At 30.6% G+C, this 17,479-nt stretch carries 22 protein-coding genes; 1 reads left to right on the forward strand and 21 read right to left on the reverse strand.

Features of this window, described 5'->3' with window-relative positions; translation table 11 throughout:
- The 11 genes from CAMP18498_RS03580 to CAMP18498_RS03630 form a co-directional block, all read right to left on the reverse strand.
- Entirely contained in the window at window positions 1–759 is a 759-nt protein-coding gene (locus CAMP18498_RS03580; protein ID WP_337197606.1) for a thiazole synthase, read from the reverse strand.
- Window positions 759–1,559 (reverse strand): thiamine biosynthesis protein ThiF, encoded by an 801-nt coding sequence (gene thiF / locus CAMP18498_RS03585; RefSeq protein ID WP_337197608.1) that lies wholly within the window; start codon window positions 1,557–1,559, stop codon window positions 759–761. The genes CAMP18498_RS03580 and thiF overlap by 1 nt, the downstream gene beginning before the upstream one ends.
- Window positions 1,556–1,747: a sulfur carrier protein ThiS gene (gene thiS, locus CAMP18498_RS03590; RefSeq protein WP_337197610.1), complete on the reverse strand. Its 192-nt coding sequence runs from the start codon at window positions 1,745–1,747 to the stop codon at window positions 1,556–1,558. The genes thiF and thiS overlap by 4 nt, the downstream gene beginning before the upstream one ends.
- 8 nt (window positions 1,748–1,755) lie before the next feature.
- Entirely contained in the window at window positions 1,756–2,856 is a 1,101-nt protein-coding gene (gene dapE / locus CAMP18498_RS03595; RefSeq protein ID WP_337197612.1) for a succinyl-diaminopimelate desuccinylase, read from the reverse strand.
- Between the two features lie 3 nt (window positions 2,857–2,859).
- Window positions 2,860–3,453 (reverse strand): LysE family transporter, encoded by a 594-nt coding sequence (locus CAMP18498_RS03600; protein ID WP_214119186.1) that lies wholly within the window; start codon window positions 3,451–3,453, stop codon window positions 2,860–2,862.
- Window positions 3,447–4,145 carry an SIR2 family NAD-dependent protein deacylase gene (locus tag CAMP18498_RS03605; protein ID WP_337197615.1) on the reverse strand — a complete coding sequence of 233 codons (699 nt, stop codon included), beginning with the start codon at window positions 4,143–4,145 and terminating at the stop codon, window positions 3,447–3,449. The genes CAMP18498_RS03600 and CAMP18498_RS03605 overlap by 7 nt, the downstream gene beginning before the upstream one ends.
- A 263-nt stretch (window positions 4,146–4,408) precedes the next feature.
- The gene (locus CAMP18498_RS03610; protein ID WP_337197617.1) at window positions 4,409–4,531 is read right to left on the reverse strand and encodes a hypothetical protein; all 123 of its coding nucleotides are present in this window, start codon (window positions 4,529–4,531) and stop codon (window positions 4,409–4,411) included.
- A gap of 125 nt (window positions 4,532–4,656) precedes the next feature.
- Entirely contained in the window at window positions 4,657–5,157 is a 501-nt protein-coding gene (locus tag CAMP18498_RS03615; protein WP_337197619.1) for a restriction endonuclease subunit S, read from the reverse strand.
- The gene (locus CAMP18498_RS03620; protein ID WP_337197621.1) at window positions 5,154–5,759 is read right to left on the reverse strand and encodes a restriction endonuclease subunit S; all 606 of its coding nucleotides are present in this window, start codon (window positions 5,757–5,759) and stop codon (window positions 5,154–5,156) included. The genes CAMP18498_RS03615 and CAMP18498_RS03620 overlap by 4 nt, the downstream gene beginning before the upstream one ends.
- Entirely contained in the window at window positions 5,749–6,486 is a 738-nt protein-coding gene (locus CAMP18498_RS03625; RefSeq protein WP_337197623.1) for an HsdM family class I SAM-dependent methyltransferase, read from the reverse strand. Before CAMP18498_RS03625 ends, CAMP18498_RS03620 begins: the two co-directional genes overlap by 11 nt.
- Before the next feature lie 58 nt (window positions 6,487–6,544).
- Window positions 6,545–6,859: an N-6 DNA methylase gene (locus CAMP18498_RS03630; RefSeq protein ID WP_337197625.1), complete on the reverse strand. Its 315-nt coding sequence runs from the start codon at window positions 6,857–6,859 to the stop codon at window positions 6,545–6,547.
- 42 nt (window positions 6,860–6,901) lie between these two features.
- Between CAMP18498_RS03630 and CAMP18498_RS03635 the strand changes: the two genes are divergently transcribed.
- Window positions 6,902–7,588, forward strand: coding sequence for a hypothetical protein (locus CAMP18498_RS03635; RefSeq protein WP_337197627.1), 687 nt, complete (start codon window positions 6,902–6,904; stop codon window positions 7,586–7,588).
- A gap of 125 nt (window positions 7,589–7,713) precedes the next feature.
- On the opposite strand, the gene CAMP18498_RS03640 is transcribed toward CAMP18498_RS03635, so the two are convergent.
- The 10 genes from CAMP18498_RS03640 to gatA all read right to left on the reverse strand — a co-directional run bounded on the left by CAMP18498_RS03640 (window position 7,714) and on the right by gatA (window position 17,404).
- The gene (locus CAMP18498_RS03640; RefSeq protein ID WP_337197629.1) at window positions 7,714–9,912 is read right to left on the reverse strand and encodes an endonuclease MutS2; all 2,199 of its coding nucleotides are present in this window, start codon (window positions 9,910–9,912) and stop codon (window positions 7,714–7,716) included.
- Window positions 9,912–10,259, reverse strand: coding sequence for a hypothetical protein (locus CAMP18498_RS03645; protein ID WP_337197631.1), 348 nt, complete (start codon window positions 10,257–10,259; stop codon window positions 9,912–9,914). Before CAMP18498_RS03645 ends, CAMP18498_RS03640 begins: the two co-directional genes overlap by 1 nt.
- Entirely contained in the window at window positions 10,252–11,544 is a 1,293-nt protein-coding gene (gene murC, locus CAMP18498_RS03650; protein WP_337197633.1) for a UDP-N-acetylmuramate--L-alanine ligase, read from the reverse strand. The genes CAMP18498_RS03645 and murC overlap by 8 nt, the downstream gene beginning before the upstream one ends.
- Before the next feature lie 88 nt (window positions 11,545–11,632).
- Window positions 11,633–12,673, reverse strand: a complete 1,041-nt coding sequence (locus CAMP18498_RS03655) for an LTA synthase family protein (RefSeq protein ID WP_337197635.1) — start codon at window positions 12,671–12,673, stop codon at window positions 11,633–11,635.
- A complete protein-coding gene (locus tag CAMP18498_RS03660; protein ID WP_337197636.1) occupies window positions 12,612–13,262 on the reverse strand; it encodes a hypothetical protein in 651 nt (216 codons plus the stop codon). Before CAMP18498_RS03660 ends, CAMP18498_RS03655 begins: the two co-directional genes overlap by 62 nt.
- A 67-nt stretch (window positions 13,263–13,329) precedes the next feature.
- Complete coding sequence (locus tag CAMP18498_RS03665) at window positions 13,330–13,587, reverse strand: hypothetical protein (protein ID WP_337197637.1); 258 nt, start codon at window positions 13,585–13,587, stop codon at window positions 13,330–13,332.
- 36 nt (window positions 13,588–13,623) lie between these two features.
- Window positions 13,624–14,412: a carbon-nitrogen hydrolase family protein gene (locus CAMP18498_RS03670; protein WP_337197638.1), complete on the reverse strand. Its 789-nt coding sequence runs from the start codon at window positions 14,410–14,412 to the stop codon at window positions 13,624–13,626.
- Window positions 14,405–14,578, reverse strand: a complete 174-nt coding sequence (gene xseB, locus CAMP18498_RS03675; protein WP_039628709.1) for an exodeoxyribonuclease VII small subunit — start codon at window positions 14,576–14,578, stop codon at window positions 14,405–14,407. The genes CAMP18498_RS03670 and xseB overlap by 8 nt, the downstream gene beginning before the upstream one ends.
- Entirely contained in the window at window positions 14,578–16,029 is a 1,452-nt protein-coding gene (gene guaB / locus CAMP18498_RS03680; RefSeq protein ID WP_337197639.1) for an IMP dehydrogenase, read from the reverse strand. Before guaB ends, xseB begins: the two co-directional genes overlap by 1 nt.
- Before the next feature lie 10 nt (window positions 16,030–16,039).
- A complete protein-coding gene (gatA, locus tag CAMP18498_RS03685) occupies window positions 16,040–17,404 on the reverse strand; it encodes an Asp-tRNA(Asn)/Glu-tRNA(Gln) amidotransferase subunit GatA (protein ID WP_337197640.1) in 1,365 nt (454 codons plus the stop codon).
- Between the last annotated feature and the right edge of the window lie 75 nt (window positions 17,405–17,479).

A 17,479-nucleotide genomic window follows, 5' to 3' on the forward strand; every position in this document is an offset into this window, starting at 1 on the left:
TTAATCTCTTAAAAAACCACTCAAAGGTGAGCTTGCACTTGGCATGCTTTCATTTGCTATGCCTGCTAAATACGCATTATATCCTGCATCTATAGCTAAAGCAAAAGCCTTTGCCATTTTTGCTACATCTTTAGCTTGAGCTATAGCAGTATTTGCCATCACTGCACTTACTCCCATTTGCATAGCTTCGCAAGCTTGTGTAGGATTTCCTATGCCTGCATCTACTATAACAGGCAAGCTAATTTCGTTAAGTAAAATTTGTATAAATTCTTTAGTTTTTAAGCCTTTATTGCTTCCTATAGGTGCCCCAAGAGGCATTATAGCAGCAGCTCCTGCATTAGCCATAGCACGTGCTGCATATAAATCAGGATACATATAAACCAAAGGCGTAAAATCCTCATTTGCTAAAAGTTCCACTGCTTTTATACTTTCATAATTATCCGGTAATAAATACTTACTATCGCTAATTACTTCAACCTTAATCATATCTCCACAGCCAAGCTCTCTTGCAAGTCTTGCTATACGCAATACCTCATTAGCATTTCTTGCACCTGAAGTATTTGGTAAAAGCTTGATATGCTTTGGGATAAAATCAAGTATATTTTCTATGCCTTTATCATTTACCCTGCGTAAAGCTAAGGTGATAATCTCAACTTTTGCTTCTTCAATGGCTGATTTTATAAGCTCAAAAGAAAATTTCCCAGAACCTAAAATAAACCTAGAATTAAACTCATATTTTCCTATTTTTAATTTTTCCATTACTCACTCGCTAAAAGTTCTAAAACTAAATTTGCTTGATGTCCTGCACAAATATTTACACGCGGTGCCATAAGTCCATTGCCTACTTTTGCCTCATTTTTTAAATCCCCACAAACATAAAAGTTTTTTGCGATTTTTCTTGTTTGTATGCTGTTGCTATCGCCATATCCTGCTAAACCAGAAGCACAAATTAATGTTTTTTGAGGATAATGTTGGTGAAAATTTTGCGCTAAAAGGGCTTTGTATTTTGCACTATCAAAGGCTTCACAAACTATATCATCATTTGCAAAAAGTTCAGCTATATTTTCTTTTTCTATTTTTAAAACTTGTGCAAATACTTCTATAAAAGGATTAATTTTAGCGATTTGATCTTTTAAAGCTTCAGCCTTAAATTTACCTAAATCTTCCACCATATAAGCTTGACGGTTAAGATTGCTTGGTTCCACCACATCAAAATCAATCAAATGAAGCCTACCAACCCCACTTCTTGCTAAATTTATAGCTATATGCGAACCAAGCCCACCAAGCCCACACACTGCTACACTTGCCTTTTTAAGCTTATCATGAAGCTTTGGAGTATGTCTTGCCCTCATCATCGCATCAAGAGCTTCATATGGTGGTAAAGTATTTTTTTCTATACAAAAAAGCTCATCATTTTCTTTTAGTTCCAAACTTTCTTTTGTCGCAAAACCATTGACTATCCATACGTCATTTTCATTTTTACTCACACTTTGAAAAAAATCCAAAGTATTTTTAAAATGTGTGTTTATCACGCTACCATTAAATTTAATTTTCATCAACCACCACCTACAAAAGTAACAATTTCTGCCTTATCATTTTCTTTTAAAATTAAATTTTTAAATTTATCCCTTGGGATAATTTCTCCATTTAATTCTAAGGCGATAAATTCTATTTTCAAGCCTTTTTCTTTGATAAAATCCATAAATTTAAGCTCTTTAAGCTCAAATTTTTCTCCATTGATAATCATGTTTTATCCTAGTTAAAATTCTCTAATAAATCTTTAAAAACTAAATACAATTTTTCAAGCTCTTCCATACTCACTCTTTCATCAATAGCATGAATTCTATCATTGCACACGCCAAATTCTACTACTTTCACGCCAAACTCAGCAAAATATCTTGCATCGCTTGTACCACCTTTGGTGTTAAGCTCTGGCACTACTTGAGTGATTTTTTGCACACTTTCATTTAGTTTTTGTACGATTTTAGAATCACTTTGTGTTAAAAAAGACTTTGAACTTTGATTCAAACACAACTCATAATCAAGCCCTTCGCAAGTCTTTTCTACATAAGCTTTTACATCTTCTAAGCTAGTTTGTGGAGAATTTCTCACATTAAACATCAATTTTAAATCATTTGGGGTTACATTGCACACTTCCATACCACCGCGTATATCAGTAATGACAATTTTAGATGGTGCAAATACCTCATCACCTGGATCAAGATCAAATCCTGCTAAAAATTTCAAAGCCGAAGCAAAATTATGCACAGGATTAATGCATTTTTGCGGGTATGCTACATGGCCTTGCTTACCTTTGATGAATAATTTTCCATTGATAGAACCACGACGCCCTATTTTAATACTATCTCCAAATTTTTTATCACAAGTTGGCTCAGCAACCACAGCAAAATCAGGTAGCATATCTTTTTCTTGCATAAATTTAAGCACTTCAAGCGTACCAAATTTAGCCTCGCCTTCTTCATCACTTGTTAAAATTAATGAAATTCTTCCTTTAAAATTTTCTACTTCCTTAACTGCACACATAAAAGCAGCCACGCCACTTTTCATATCTTGTGCACCTCTTACATAAATAAACCCATCTTTTTCTAAAGGCTCAAAAGGATCACTACTCCAACCCTCTCCCGCAGGTACTACATCTACATGTCCGCCAAAAGCTAAATGCTCGCCATTATCACTAAATTTTTTAGTCAGCAAAAGATTTTTCACACCTTCTTTTTCTATAAAAAAAGCTTCAAAATCACTTAACTCCACTGCAATATAATTTAATGCTCCATCATCATCTGGAGTGATAGATTTAAATTTACTTAATTCTTTAAAAATTTCAACTACTTGCATGTTTTATCCTATAAAAGCTTTATACAGCATAGAAAGAGCAAAATACTCTAAAATAAATGCTGAAAAAAGATTAATGTAAAATATATGTTTGTTTTTCACAAGGGCTTTGAATTTAGACACAAAAAACGATAAAGTAAAAATCCAAAACACAATAAAACTCACCAAACCAAAAAGTAAGGCAAAAGAGTTTTTACTCTGCATGCTAAGTCCTGCCACACTTACCCAAAAACCTATAACATAAGGATTTGTAACATTTAAGAAAAATCCTTTGCTAAAACCTTTTAAAGGATGTGTTTTATTTACCTTGTTAAGATCGACTTTTCTTGTTTTTCTTAGCATTAAAAACACCATAAAGCTCAAAAAGAAAAAGCCAAAAACTGCTAGTATTTTATAAAAAAATTCATTATTTGCAAAGCTTAAAAGCCCAAGATTAATCAAAATCAAAAAAAGTATATCAGCACTTAAAGCACCGAGTCCAACACAAAAAGCATTTTTAAAAGAAGACAAAGCAGTATTTAAGATCAAAATATTTACAGGCCCAAAAGGCACAGACACACCCATGCCTAAAACTATACCTTGTAAGATTACTTCTAGCATTTTGCTTCCAAGAAATTTTCTATATCAGTTTTGATTTTATCAATGGCTGCGCAAACATCTTCTATATAAACTTTAGTAAAATTACTTTCTAAATATTTATCCTCATCAAGATTGTTTAATATACTTTGCTTGCATACTCTTGCATACTCTCCCACGGGTAAAACCTGCCCACTTGTGTCTATACATACAAATAAATCACAATTTTGTAATTTTTCATATAAAATTTTATAATTTGGTGCCATTTCTTCAAACATCACGATATTGTGCCTTACACTTTTGCTTTGGCATTTTGGACAAATTTTATCATCATTACTTTCATAACCTATGTTAAAAATACTTTCACACTCTAAACACCTAAGTTCAGGTAAGAAACCGTGCAAATGCACCACTTCTTCACAACCTGCTCGCTCTAACAAATCATCTACATTTTGCGTTAAAATGCTAATTTGTTTTGGAAATTTTTGTTTTAATAAAGCGATGATTTCATGCGCGTGATTTGGCTTGACATTAGCTAGTTCTTTTCTTCTTTTATTGTAAAATTCCAAAACTTTTTTAGGATTTTTTCTAAAGCCAGTTGCAGAGCAAACTTCCATCACATCATGCTCTTCCCATAATCCACCACTAGCTCTAAAAGTTTTTATACCACTTGGAGCAGACAAACCTGCCCCACTTAAAATCATCACTTGTTTCATTTACCAAACCTCATAAAATTTATAAAGTTTAGCGAAAAATGCTTTAAGAAATATTGGTTTTTTATAATTTTATTGATAGTGAACTATTATTTTTATTTTTTATATTCTACATTTTTCATAAATTCATAATCTAGATTAGCTTTAGGGCTCATAAGAAGTAATAATTTTCTCTTTTAATTCTTTTTTATTTGATTTCTCGATTAAAACTATATTTGATACTTAATCAAATAATAATTGAGAGTAAAAACAAATAAACATACTTATTAATTTAAGCTGTATGAGTTGTATAGCACGATCACTTGTGATGAATTCATGGAGTAAAACGCACTACCAACACTTCCACTATTTGCCAAAGAAACACAATTGTTAAATTTTCTTATTTTCATGATTATCTGTAAAATTGTCTATACTATTATTAAAATAATGAGTCTTTCCTTAAATTTGTTTATCTTTAATCAATCTTTTTCTTCGCTTAATTTCTTTAAAAATAAAATTCTTTCTATTGAATATCCTACGATTTGTTTTGCTTAACAAAATCTTTATATCTATAAGAACAAATATTACCCTCACTATTGTCAACCTGAGCAAGTTTTGCGTTATAATAAGAGGTAATTTTTTCTAAATATTCTTTTTCTATCGCTTGCATATAAGTTTCCATAAACTTATAATCGGGACTACCCTTAGAATCTATGGGTAAAATGATTTTTCCTCTTTTTAATCTTGCAAGTGTTGCCCCATTACCATCCCAACTAAATTTTTCCATAAGTTTTTTAAGTAAAATAATTATAAAAAGTGCATTATATTTATTAAGTTCTTTATATGTTAAGATTTGGATATTTTGTCCTGTATAAAATTTATCACTTCTTGTAATATAAGGATAGGTACCTTTTTTACCATTTAATTTATTTTTATCAATACCACTAAGAGTAGTTTTCACTTCAAATATTTCGCCTATAATAAATTCTTTCCACTTTATGTTTTCTAAATTTAATCTTTCTTGCGCAATTTTCATGAGACCATCCTCAATGAAAGCGCTTTTATTTCTATCGGAATGATTACTACAAGCAGTAATCCCCCCCCCCCCCGATTATCTAGTAATTTTTTGTTATAATATGCCAAAATGTCTTTAATATATTTTTGTTCTATATTTTTCATATAATTTTCCATAAACTGCCAATTTGGATTGCTTTTAGAATCTACAGGAAGCATAATAATTTGTTTTTTTATTCTAGTTTGTGAAAATTTATAACCATAGCCATATTTACCATAAACAGCATTGTCTATACACTGCTTTATAAATAAACCTATATAACGATTCATAAAAATACCATTCTGCAACGAAATTGTTTCCACATGATCTGTTGCAATAAAATCATTTTCTTGATAAGCTACAAATCCTATAGTTGCACTATCAATACTTAAAACACCACCTTTCTCTGTAGGCAAATTTTTATATACACTATCTAGTCCGTTATTTGTAGCCGCATAAGTTATACGAGGTGTTTTACCTCCTACCATCAACTCGCTAGGATGCGTTGTAATGGTCCCAGAAATATGGAAAATTTCACCAATCTTAAATTCTTTCCACTCTACATTGGCTAAATCATTTTTCATCTCTTTCATCCTCTAAACCAAACAAATAACCTCTTCCATGTGTTATCATATTAAATTCAAAAGTAAGATAATCTGCCATTGTTTTTTCAAATTCTTCATGTGTTGGGATCTCATCATTAAAATAATAAAAACTATGCAACCACTCATCATTTGCTTCTATAGCAGTTTTTACACAGAATTTACTTGGAGCCTCTAATTCATCACGCCAAACCTTTAATAAATATGCTTTTTTATCTTTTGCATGTATGGTTTCAACTAAACCTTTGTGTTTTTGCACTTCATAGCCATCATCTTCAAAATTAATAAATTTACAAATCTTATCTTTATCATGAGGTTTCCCTGCAGTAAAAACTGCTATACAAGGATTAGTTCCCACACCATAAAAAGTATTTTTATTCAAAGTGATTACACCTTCTAAAGTATGATACTTTAAAATATTTGCCTTAATGGCTTTTTCTTCTTTGCTTTTACCCGTCATAGTAGATTGCGGAACAATAACAACAACCTTTCCACCTTTTAAAATAGAATTTAAAAGGTGTTCGCTAAATGCAATTTCAGTTAAGTTTTTATCAATTTTACCTTGAGAATATGGTGGATTCATAAATCCAACATTTACCATAAAATCTTCTTGGAGTTTTAAAGGATTTTGTTTTAAAAAATCTTCATCATATAAATTACTCTTACCATCTCCTCTTAAAACCATATTTGCAGTAGCAACAGCGAACATAAAAGATTGTAATTCAAAACCAAAAAGCTGATTTTTCTTAATCTCTTCTTTTTGTGTTTCATTTTTTTGCTCTTAAAAGCATATAATCCATAGCGGTAATCAAAAATCCACCTGTTCCACAACAAGGATCAAGCATCTTGTCACTAGCTTTTAAATCTACTAAATCACAAAATAATTCTGTAATATGCGTAGGCGTAAGCACAATACCTAAAGTCTGTCCATCGCCACCGCTAAAACGCATAAACTCACTATAAAATATCCCTAAATAATCATCAGAATTCTTTATAGTATGAATAGATTCAAAAATATTTTCTTTAATATATTTTGCATAATGTCTTAAAGGAGTGCAGTTGATTTTAGAACAAATAAGCAAGGATATCCTGAATATTGTGGTGTTGTTAAAGATTTTGTAATTGTGATTGAAAATAAGGCAGATGTGAATAAGCATGTAAAATATAATAATAAAAATCTCATTTCGCAAGAACAAAAAGATGTAGAAAATTACGCACTCAATGGCGCTTTGTGGTATGCAAAGCATATTATTAAAAATCAAAATACTTATAAAAAAGTTTTTGCTATTGCTATAAGTGGAGATAGCAAAAAACATAAAATTACACCTTTATTTTTAGACAATGGAGCATTGATAAAAGAACCTTTGGAAGATATAGAAACTTTTATGCTTTTAAATGAGAAAAATATAGAAGAATATTACAAAAGAGAGGTTTTAAAGGAAGAATCTAATAAACAAAAAACAAAAGAAGAGATTGAAAAAATTGCTGCCACATTACATGAGGATTTAGGAAATTATGGGGCTTTAGATGATAGGAATAAGCCTTTGGTTGTAGCAGGGATTTTACTTGCATTAGCTGAAATGGAAGTTCAAAAATTGAATTTAAGCTATCTTAATAATGATGATATTAATACAGATGGAAATAAAATTTATGAGCTTATTGAAAAAAATCTTAAGCGTTCTCATCTTGCACCACAAATAAAACTTGATAAAGTTTTAACACAATTTTCCGTGATAAAAGACACTAAAAAGATTAATGAGCTTTGTGAAATTATTGATAAAAAAGGTTCCTTTTTTAGATGCATTACTTAAAGCTTCATTCAACTCTTTAATATCTGAACCTTGATAAGTCAAATTAATGTTTGCTTCTTTCAAAAGATCATATACCCATAAGTCCGTTTGCGCTTCTTTTTTTGCCATCACAAAACTCCATTTCTTTACAACTTTACTACCTTAGCGCCAAAACCACCTTGATTAATCGGAGCATCATTAAAGCTTTTTACACTTTTGTGAGCTTTTAAAAACTCTTTTACCGCAAAAGCTAATTTTCCTGTGCCTATACCATGATAAACTATCACCTCATCAAAACCTACTATCAAAGCATCAGAGATAAATTTATCTAATCTTTCAAGTGCCTCATCACTTCTTAAGCCGTGTAAATCTAAAGTCATATTTAAAGCACTTGGGCGGGTTATATTGACACTTGATTTTACCTTTTGTGTTGGGGTTTGATTGCTTTTTTTAAGAAGCTTTAAAGGCACACGCAAACTTAAACCATCACTTTGAATCATCGCATCATTTTTTGAAATTGCAGTGATTTTGCCTTTGATTTTTTCATATTTTACAAAATCTCCCACCCTAAGCTCTTCATTTTGTTCCATACTTGGTAAAACAATGCTTTTTTTAAGTTCACTGGCTTTGTTTAAACTTCTTTGTTTTTCTTTGATATCTTTTAGATTTATCGTTTTTTTAGCTTCTTCTATGGTTTTGTGGTATTTAAACTCTAAATTAGAAACAAGCTTTTTAAATTCTTGCTCATTTTTTTCTTTTTGATCTTTGAGTGAAAGTAAAATTTCATCTACTTTGGCTTCTTTTTTCTCAAGTTCTTCATTTTTCTTACGTAAAGAAAGCTCAAGATTGATATTTTTACTTACCATTTCTTCTAAATTTTCTTTATCTTCTCCATAAAGCTTTTTAGCATTTTGCACTAAATTTGCACTTATGCCATATCTTAAAGCCGTTTCAAACGCATAAGATTTGCCTATGGTACCTTTTAAAAACTCATATTTTGGGCGTGATAATTCCTCATCATACAAAGCAGCGATGAGTTCTACTTGTGAATTTTTAGCCAAAAGCATAGCAAGGCGTTTGTGGTGGGTTGTAATGATGATTTTATTATCTTGCTCTAAAAGCTTAGAAATAAGCTCAGTATATAAACACGCAGCTTCCTCAAAATCTGTCCCAAGCTCTATCTCATCAACCCCTAATAAAACATTTTTCTTACCCAAAAGCTTAGAAAAATGCAACATTCTTCCTGCAAAAGTAGAAATATCATTTTTTACATTTTGTGGATCTTCTAAAATCGCATCAAATTCTTTGAAATTTCCTATTTGGCTTTTTTGTGCGTTAATTTTCATAGGAAGCAAATACTTTGCAAGTAAAGCAGCGCTTAAAATTCCTTTTAAAAGCATAGACTTACCACCTGCATTTACACCTGTGATGATTAAAACTTTTTTATTAAATTCTATATTGATGCTTTTTGCATTTTTTAAAGCCGGATGTGCGAAGTTGTATAAGCTTAAATTATTAGAACTATCAGCTAAAACAAACTCATAATCATGTTTTTTAGCCATCAAAACTCTAGCGCTATAATGATCAAATAAATCAAAAGCATTATTGATAAATTTCAAAAACATCAAATTTTTATAAAAAATCAAGCTGATTTTTTTAGCATATTCATAAAAAATTTCTTCTTTAGCATCTTTGATTTCATCTATTTGACTTTGAATTTTTTCTACACTCAAAGGCACCACATAAAATCCACCACCACTACTCCTACCTATGATTTTTGCTTTTAAGACATGATTAAATCCACCGCGTAAAAGCAAAGCTTCCATATCATTGATAAGATGAATTTGCGTATCGATTAAATAAGCACTAAGATTTTTAGTATAGGTGAGTTTTTTAAATTCAGCTACCAAGCTTTCTTTTTTTATCTTTAAGGCTAAATTTAGATTAACAAGTCTTTCATCAACACTTTCTTTAATATCACCCTTTTCATCAAAATACTCAAAAAGCTCTAAAATAGCCTGTGGAATTTCTATTTTTAAAAGCCATTCTTTTAAGCTTTCTTCAAATTTTAAGCCCTTTAAGTATCTAAAATACATACAGATTTTAATAAATTCAAAGCTTTGACTTAAATGTAAAATTCCTTGCTTGCTAAGATGAGTTAAAGCACTATTTAGCTCTTCTATCATAGGTGGAGGATTAAAATCAATCAGCGAAAGCTCATTGATCCTTTTATAATGAAGCTTACTATCACCTTGTAAAAAAAAATCTTTATCTCTTGCAAAAAGCCCTTTAAAGTCTTCTATATAGCCATCTAAATCTAGCTTTTTAAAAAATTGCTCTTGCATTATTTATCTACCTTGCAATCTTTTATATCAAAAACATAGGCTTTAAATTGTTTATTTTTACCATTTGAAATAAAACTTTGCGTTCCATGCTCAAAGTTAAAATACTCTTTAGTGACATTAATATCTTTGCAAATTAGACTTTGTCCTTGTAAAAATGCATTGAGTGTTTCTTTTTTTAAAACACCACTTCTTGTAGCACTTAGCTCAAATTTAATCGCAAAGGCAATCATTAAAATCAACACTAAAATCAAAAGATAATTACTAATCTTGCCTATTTTTTTACGCAAAAAAACAAAAAAAAGCAAAATCGAAAAAAAAGCTAAGACATATAAAAAAATCTTAAACATACTTTCCCCTGAGCTTTGTGCTGATATCTCCTGCGCCAAAACCAATTACCAAGCCATTTTCAATCAACTTATCATCAAGATAAATAGCACTTTCTTCTCTTTTAATTTCTTTTATAAATTTAGCTTTTGGAAAGTATTTTTGCATATTAATTTCTATTTTAGCTTCCCCTGCTGCATACACAGGTAAAATATAAAGCTCATCAACATTTGCTAAAACCTCGCTAAAATACTCTATATTTGCACTTAAACGTGTATAACGATGAGGCTCAAAAATAGCTATGATTTTTTTATATCCAGCTAGTCTTGCATACTCACTTGCTGCTTTAAGTGTTGTTTTGATTTCTGTTGGATGGTGTCCATAATCATCAATCAAAGCCATATTTTCATTTGCAAACAAAATATCAAATCTTTTTTTAATCCCTTGATATTTTAAAAACTTAGCTTTTAGCTCTTCTGTGCTTATAAATTCACTCGCAGCCAAAATAGCCAAAGCAGCATCCATCGCCACATGCTCACCCATACCAAAAACGCTAAATTCACCTAAATCTTTAAGTGTAAAATAGGTTTTTGGCTTAAAATTTTCTACTTTCATATAAATATTTGTGATATCTTTACTTGGATAAAGTTTTTTTGCATTATTTAAATTTAAACTTGATAAAAACTCATCTTCAGCATTAATCACTTGAATTTTAGACAAACGCAAAAAGTCTTCATAAGCTTTATGTAATCTTGCAAGATCGTTTCCATAATGATCTAAATGTTCTGCTTCAACATTAGTCACTATAGCCAAATAAGGATTTGAATTTAAAAAAGAACTATCGCTCTCATCAGCTTCAAAGATGAGATTTTCACTTTCTTTATAAAGCATATTAGTGCCACTTTCTTTTAACACTGCACCAATAATCACAGAAGCTTCTATCAAGCTTGCTAAAATGCTTGAAGTTGTGCTTTTGCCATGAGCTCCCGCAACCGCAAAAACTCTTTTGTCTTTTAAAATCATAGGTAAGGCTTCTTTTCTTGAAAGTGTTGTGATGTTTTGCTTTTTTGCACTGATTAATTCTTCATTGTCTTCTTTAATAGCAGCTGAATACACCACTAAATCCACATCTTTGACATTGCCTTTGTGATGAGGAATTTTTATATCTATGCCTTCTTTTTCTAATTCTTTTGTGATTTTACTTTCTTTGATATCAGAACCACTGATCTTAAAGCCTTGCTCTTTTAAAAATCTCGCCAAAGCTGAAATTCCAATACCACCTATACCTATAAAATGAATTTTTTGCATTCTTGCCTCAAATTTTTTGAAAATTTAAGGCAAAATTCTATCATTTATTTACTAAAAATAAAATATAAAAAGCCCTTAGAGATAAAATCTACTCGCTATTATTTGATGTTTTGAGATTGACTAGTCTATAATTTAATTGCTTTTGAAACAACTCTTTATAATTTTTTGAAAATTTTTTATGATATAAATCTAGCTCAAAAGCCTTATTTGTGTATTTTATACTAGTATTATTTTCAAAATAATAACCATTATTTCCATCATAGACTCCATTTTGATCAATCCAAACAAGCTCATTAAAACCAAATTCTAACTTTTCATTTTTTATAGGTGCTAACATATTTCTTCCTCCTAAACTTAAATATTTTGTATCACTAAGAGTAAGATTATAAAGTGTTGGAAAAATATCCTTATGCGAACCCACACGGCTTTTATCATAATAAATATCATTTTTCAAATACTTTGAAAAAGGCACACTATAGGCAAAAGCTTTTTGGGATTTTATATCCATCTTAATATCTCTAAATCTATGATCACCTGTAGCAGCAATAATAATATTTTCTCTCAAACTACTTTCTTTTATGCGATCTAAAAATTTTCCAAATTCATCATTTGCATACGCATAAGCATTTAAAGCACCTATAGAATCACTGATAATAAATTGATTTAATATCTTTTCATCTAAAGCGTTCTCATCAATAAGTTGTGTTTTGCTTTTGTGTATATAAGGTCTATGAGTAGAAATACTAAGAGAAATAACAAGCGTAGGATTTGTAGCATTTTCAAAAATAGAATATATTTTTTTATACATAAACTCATCAGCTATACCGTATTTATACTTTGTTTTTCTAGCTTGTGGAAAATCTTGCATCAACGTATTTTCATCTATAATTTCATCTACACCTTGATTTTTAAAATAATTGCCAAGATTACACCAAGAAGCATTACCACTATAAACAAAAACTATTTTATACCCTGCATTCTTGTAAATTTGCAAAGGCGTAAAGGCTAATTTTTCTTTTTGATATAATCCATTTGAAATAATATTTGGACTTAAAAAAACCAAACGATTAAAACTTTCTATGGTATTGTGCACTAGATAAAAATCTAGTAAAAATAATATCTTGCTCAAAATGTTTTTTTAAATTTCCCAAAAGATTAGTGTTTTCAGTGCTAAACTCAGTTAAATTTAAACCAAAACTTTCCATGATATTAATATAAATATGATTTTTAACATGATTTTGATGTGTCAAAGTAGTATCAAACATAGGAAAAAGTTTTTCTTCTAGTTGATTAAGCTGTTTTATATCTACGCTTTTAAATTCTTGTTGATTTTTATACTCTTTATATGCCCATGAAAAAGCCATCAAAGGATTTATAGAAATTTCATTAAAAGCTTTTATGGTGCTAAATACATAACTTGAAGCTCTTAGCGCATTATAAGTAAAATGTCCTCTTAGCGCTACAATATAAGCATAAATTAGTAAAATGTTTAATAAAATAAAAAATACCAATTTTACTTTAATAGTCTCTAATTTTAAGCTAAGAATTTTAATATTAAAATAAAAACAAAATATACTAAAAATTACAGCTAATAACAATGCTTTTATAATAGGATAATCAGAAAAGACTATAGATAATATCGCCTTAGTATTATCATCTTTTAAACCAAAAATAAAAATATCAATTTTGCTTGCATAAAGTTGAAAATAATAATGCACAAACGCAGAAATTAAAATAACAAAAGCTATAAAAGCTATATAAAAACTAGAAAGATAAATATAAAATTTAGCGATTACCCCCCCCCATAGCGTGATATTTTCTATCTTTGAAAACCAAACTTATATAAGAAAACAAACCACACAAAAATAGAGGTAAAAAAATAGCACTAAAGGTTCTCATATCATGACCTAATCCATATACATATACCATTAAGCTATTTTCACTTTCATTGGTTAAATTTTTTATCATCAAAAACCTAACTAAAGCAAAAATTCCTATAAAAATAAAACTAAAAGAAAGAATTTGTAATAAAATTTTTCTCATTATACTCCTTTAAATAATATTTTCTTACTAAAAAGATTATTCTTCATAATTTTTTATAACCTTATCAAAACCCCATAAATTTCTAGCTTCATTTGCCTTACTAACTTCTACTACAAGCATTTCTTCTTGATCGCCAAGTTGCTCTTGCACTTCTCCAAAAGCATTGATAAAAAAACTATCTCCATAAAATTTCCACTCATTTTCTTGCTTTAAATTACCTATGCGATTAACCCTTAAAATGCTTGTTGAGTTTAAAAAGGCTCTTGTTTTTAAAAGTTCTAGCCATCTTTGATTGCTTTCAAAAGTACTAGCTGTAGGAATGATGACTAAGTCTATCTTTTTTTTCATGATCATTTGCCAAAAGATATCAAAATGTGCTTCAAATCCAAAAAGCAAAGCACATTTTAAACCCTCATGCGTGAAAGTAAAAAGTTTAAGTTTATCAGTTTTTTTATTGTTAAAAAATTTTTCTTCATTCCAGTGTGCATAAGGCATTAAAATTTGTTGCTCATATGCTTTTACATTTTGTGGGCTTACTTTTAAGCATAGTTTTTTTAAGCCGTCATTTTCAACACTTATGAAAGGTGCAATGATGTTTAATTCATATTTTTTAGCAAGTTTGATCAAGCTTGCTTTTTTACTTTGACTTTGTTCTTTAATCATACTTTTTGGCATAGTTTTTAGCTCACTAAAAAAACTATTTAAAACATACTCACCTAAAACCACCAAATTCGCGCCACTTTCCTTAGCAGCTTTTAGATAGTAATCAAGTCTTGATTCACTCAAAGCCAAAGTGGGAAATTGTAAAGCTACAATACTACTCATCTACTTGTTCGATTTCTAATTTAGCATTTTCAAGCATAGTTCTTGCTTGCTTGATACTTTTTAAACCTTCTTTATAAATTTCTACACAAGTTTTAAGGTCTAAATCTTTATCATTAAGTTTTTCTAAAGAAAGCTCAGCTTGTTTGATATGATCTTCAAATTCCATTAATTACTTACCTTATAATTTGGCGCTTCAGCAGTGATAGTTACATCATGCACATGGCTTTCTTTTAATCCTGCTGCGGTGATTTCTACAAATTCAGCTCTTTCTTGGAAAGCTTTGATATCCACTGCACCTACATAACCCATAGAAGATCTAAGCCCACCTAAAAGTTGATGCACTACACTTTTTATACTCCCTACATAAGGCACCCTACCTTCAATACCCTCAGGCACAAGCTTATCTTGAGCTGTACCTTCTTGGAAATATCTATCTGAACTTCCTTTTTGCATAGCACCTAAGCTTCCCATACCACGATAACTCTTATATTGTCTTCCTTGATAAGTAAATAACTCACCTGGACTCTCATCAGTTCCTGCTAAAAGTGAACCTATCATCACACTACTTGCTCCTGCTGCGATAGCTTTTGCAATATCGCCTGAGTATTTTATACCCCCATCAGCAATCACTGGTACACCATATTTACTTGCTTCTATCGCACATTCATCTATAGCTGAAATTTGAGGTACACCCACACCCGAAACAATACGCGTTGTACAAATACTACCAGGTCCTATACCGATCTTAATAGCATCTGCATCTGCTTCACATAAATCTTTAACCGCTTTAGCGCTAGCAACATTTCCTACTATCACATCTACATTAAACTCAGCCTTAATTGCTTTTAATGTATCAATAATACCTTTAGAATGTCCATGCGCACTATCCATTACTATAACATCAACTTCAGCTTCTACTAAAGCCTTTACACGATCAAGCTGACCTACACCCACAGCCGCAGCCACTCTTAATCTTCCATAGGCGTCTTTATTTGAATTTGGATATTCTTTACGCTTTTTTAAATCTTTTATAGTGATTAAGCCTTCTAAGTGGTTATTTTCATCTACAATAGGAAGTTTTTCTACCTTATTAGTAGAAAAAATCCTTTCTGCATCATCTAAAGTAGAACCCTTTTTAGCAGTGATTAAAGGCATTTTTGTCATTACATTTTCTACTAAATTATCAAAATTAGCTTCAAATCTCAAATCACGATTAGTTAAAATTCCTATTAGAGTTTTATTCTCATCTACCACAGGAACTCCTGAAATTCTATATTCAGCCATGAGTTCTAATGCTTCTTTCACACTTGCTTTAGGCCCTATATAAATAGGATCCATAATCACGCCACTTTCACTTTTTTTAACTCTTTTTATCTCTCTAACTTGTGAAGCTATGTCCATATTTTTATGGATTACCCCTATGCCACCAAGTCTTGCCATCATAATAGCGGCTCTATGCTCAGTAACTGTATCCATAGCAGCTGAAATTAAAGGCATATTCAAAGTGATATTTTTTGTAAGCCTTGTTTTAATATCTACTTCTTTAGGTAAAACCTCAGAATATTGAGGAACTAGTAAAACATCTTCAAAAGTCAAAGCGCGTTTTATGATTTTCATAATTTTTCCTTTATTTGTTTTTGATAATTTCTTCCAAGCTCAAAGCACCATCTAATAAAGTTTGCTCATCATAAGCTTTACATATAAGCTGAGCAGAGATATTAAGTCCATTTTCATCTTTTCCTACTGGCACGCTAATGCCACCAAGTCCTGCTAAATTCACTGAAATAGTAAATACATCTTCTAAGTACATTTGCACTGGAGTTTTTATATCGTTAAAGCCAAAAGCAACACTTGGAGCAACTGGCATAAAAATCAAATCACAATCATTTAAAATTTCTTCATATTTTTGCTTGATAAATCTTCTAGCCTTTTGTGCTTTGATATAGTATGCATCATAATACCCACTACTTAAAACAAAGGTTCCTAGTAAAATTCTTCTTTTTACTTCCTCTCCAAAGCCTTCACTTCTACTATTTACATACATTTGGCTAAGATTGTCACATTTTTCGCTTCTTCTACCATATCTTACACCATCATAACGACTTAAATTTGCACTTGCCTCAGCTGCTGCTATGATATAATAAGCTGCAACATCAAATGTAGAATCCATTAAGTCTTTATAAACAATCTCATGGCCATTTGCTTTTAACATATCTATGGTTTTTAATAAGGCCTGTTTTACATCATCATTAGTTTGCTCTACATAGTTTTTAATCACAGCTATTTTTAGCTTTTTATTTGCATTTAGTTTTGGCGCGGTTGGTTCAAAAGCTATGTTTACGCTTGTGCTATCTTTTTCATCATAACCTGCAATAGCATCATATAAAATTGCAGCATCTTCAACACTTTGCGTTAAAACTCCGATTTGATCAAGGCTTGAAGAATACGCTGCTAAACCATACCTGCTAACTCTTCCATAACTTGGCTTAAATCCAACACAACCACAAAAAGCAGCAGGCTGTCTTACCGAACCACCTGTATCCGAACCCAAACTTGCTAAAGCTATCCCTGCAGCAACTGCAGCAGCACTCCCTCCACTACTTCCACCTGGGACTTTGGCATTATCAAGTGGGTTTAAAGTCTTACCATAAAAAGAAGTCGCACTCGTACTTCCCATAGCAAACTCATCCATATTACATCTTCCAAATGGAGCAAAATTATTTTTGCGTAAATTTACAATAGCGTTTGCATCATAAGGAGCTACATAGCCTTGTAAAATTTTAGAACCACAAGTTAATTCCCAATCTTTTACACTAATATTATCTTTTATAGCTACTGGCACACCTGCACCTGAAGTGCTTAAGTCTTTATTTAAAAATTGCTCTACATAAGCACCTAAATGCTTTTGCTGATGTGCTTTTTCATTTAATTCTTTTTTTAGATTTTCTAATTCTTCATTTGAAAATTTCAAAGCTTCTTTTAAAGTTACCATTATTTATCCTTAAATTTTTTAACCAAATAAAACAAAAAAAGCGTGATAAATAAAAAGCTCAATAAAGTAATCACC

Origin of the sequence: Campylobacter sp. W0066.2 (assembly GCF_024723515.1) — a bacterium.
GTDB lineage: Bacteria > Campylobacterota > Campylobacteria > Campylobacterales > Campylobacteraceae > Campylobacter_D.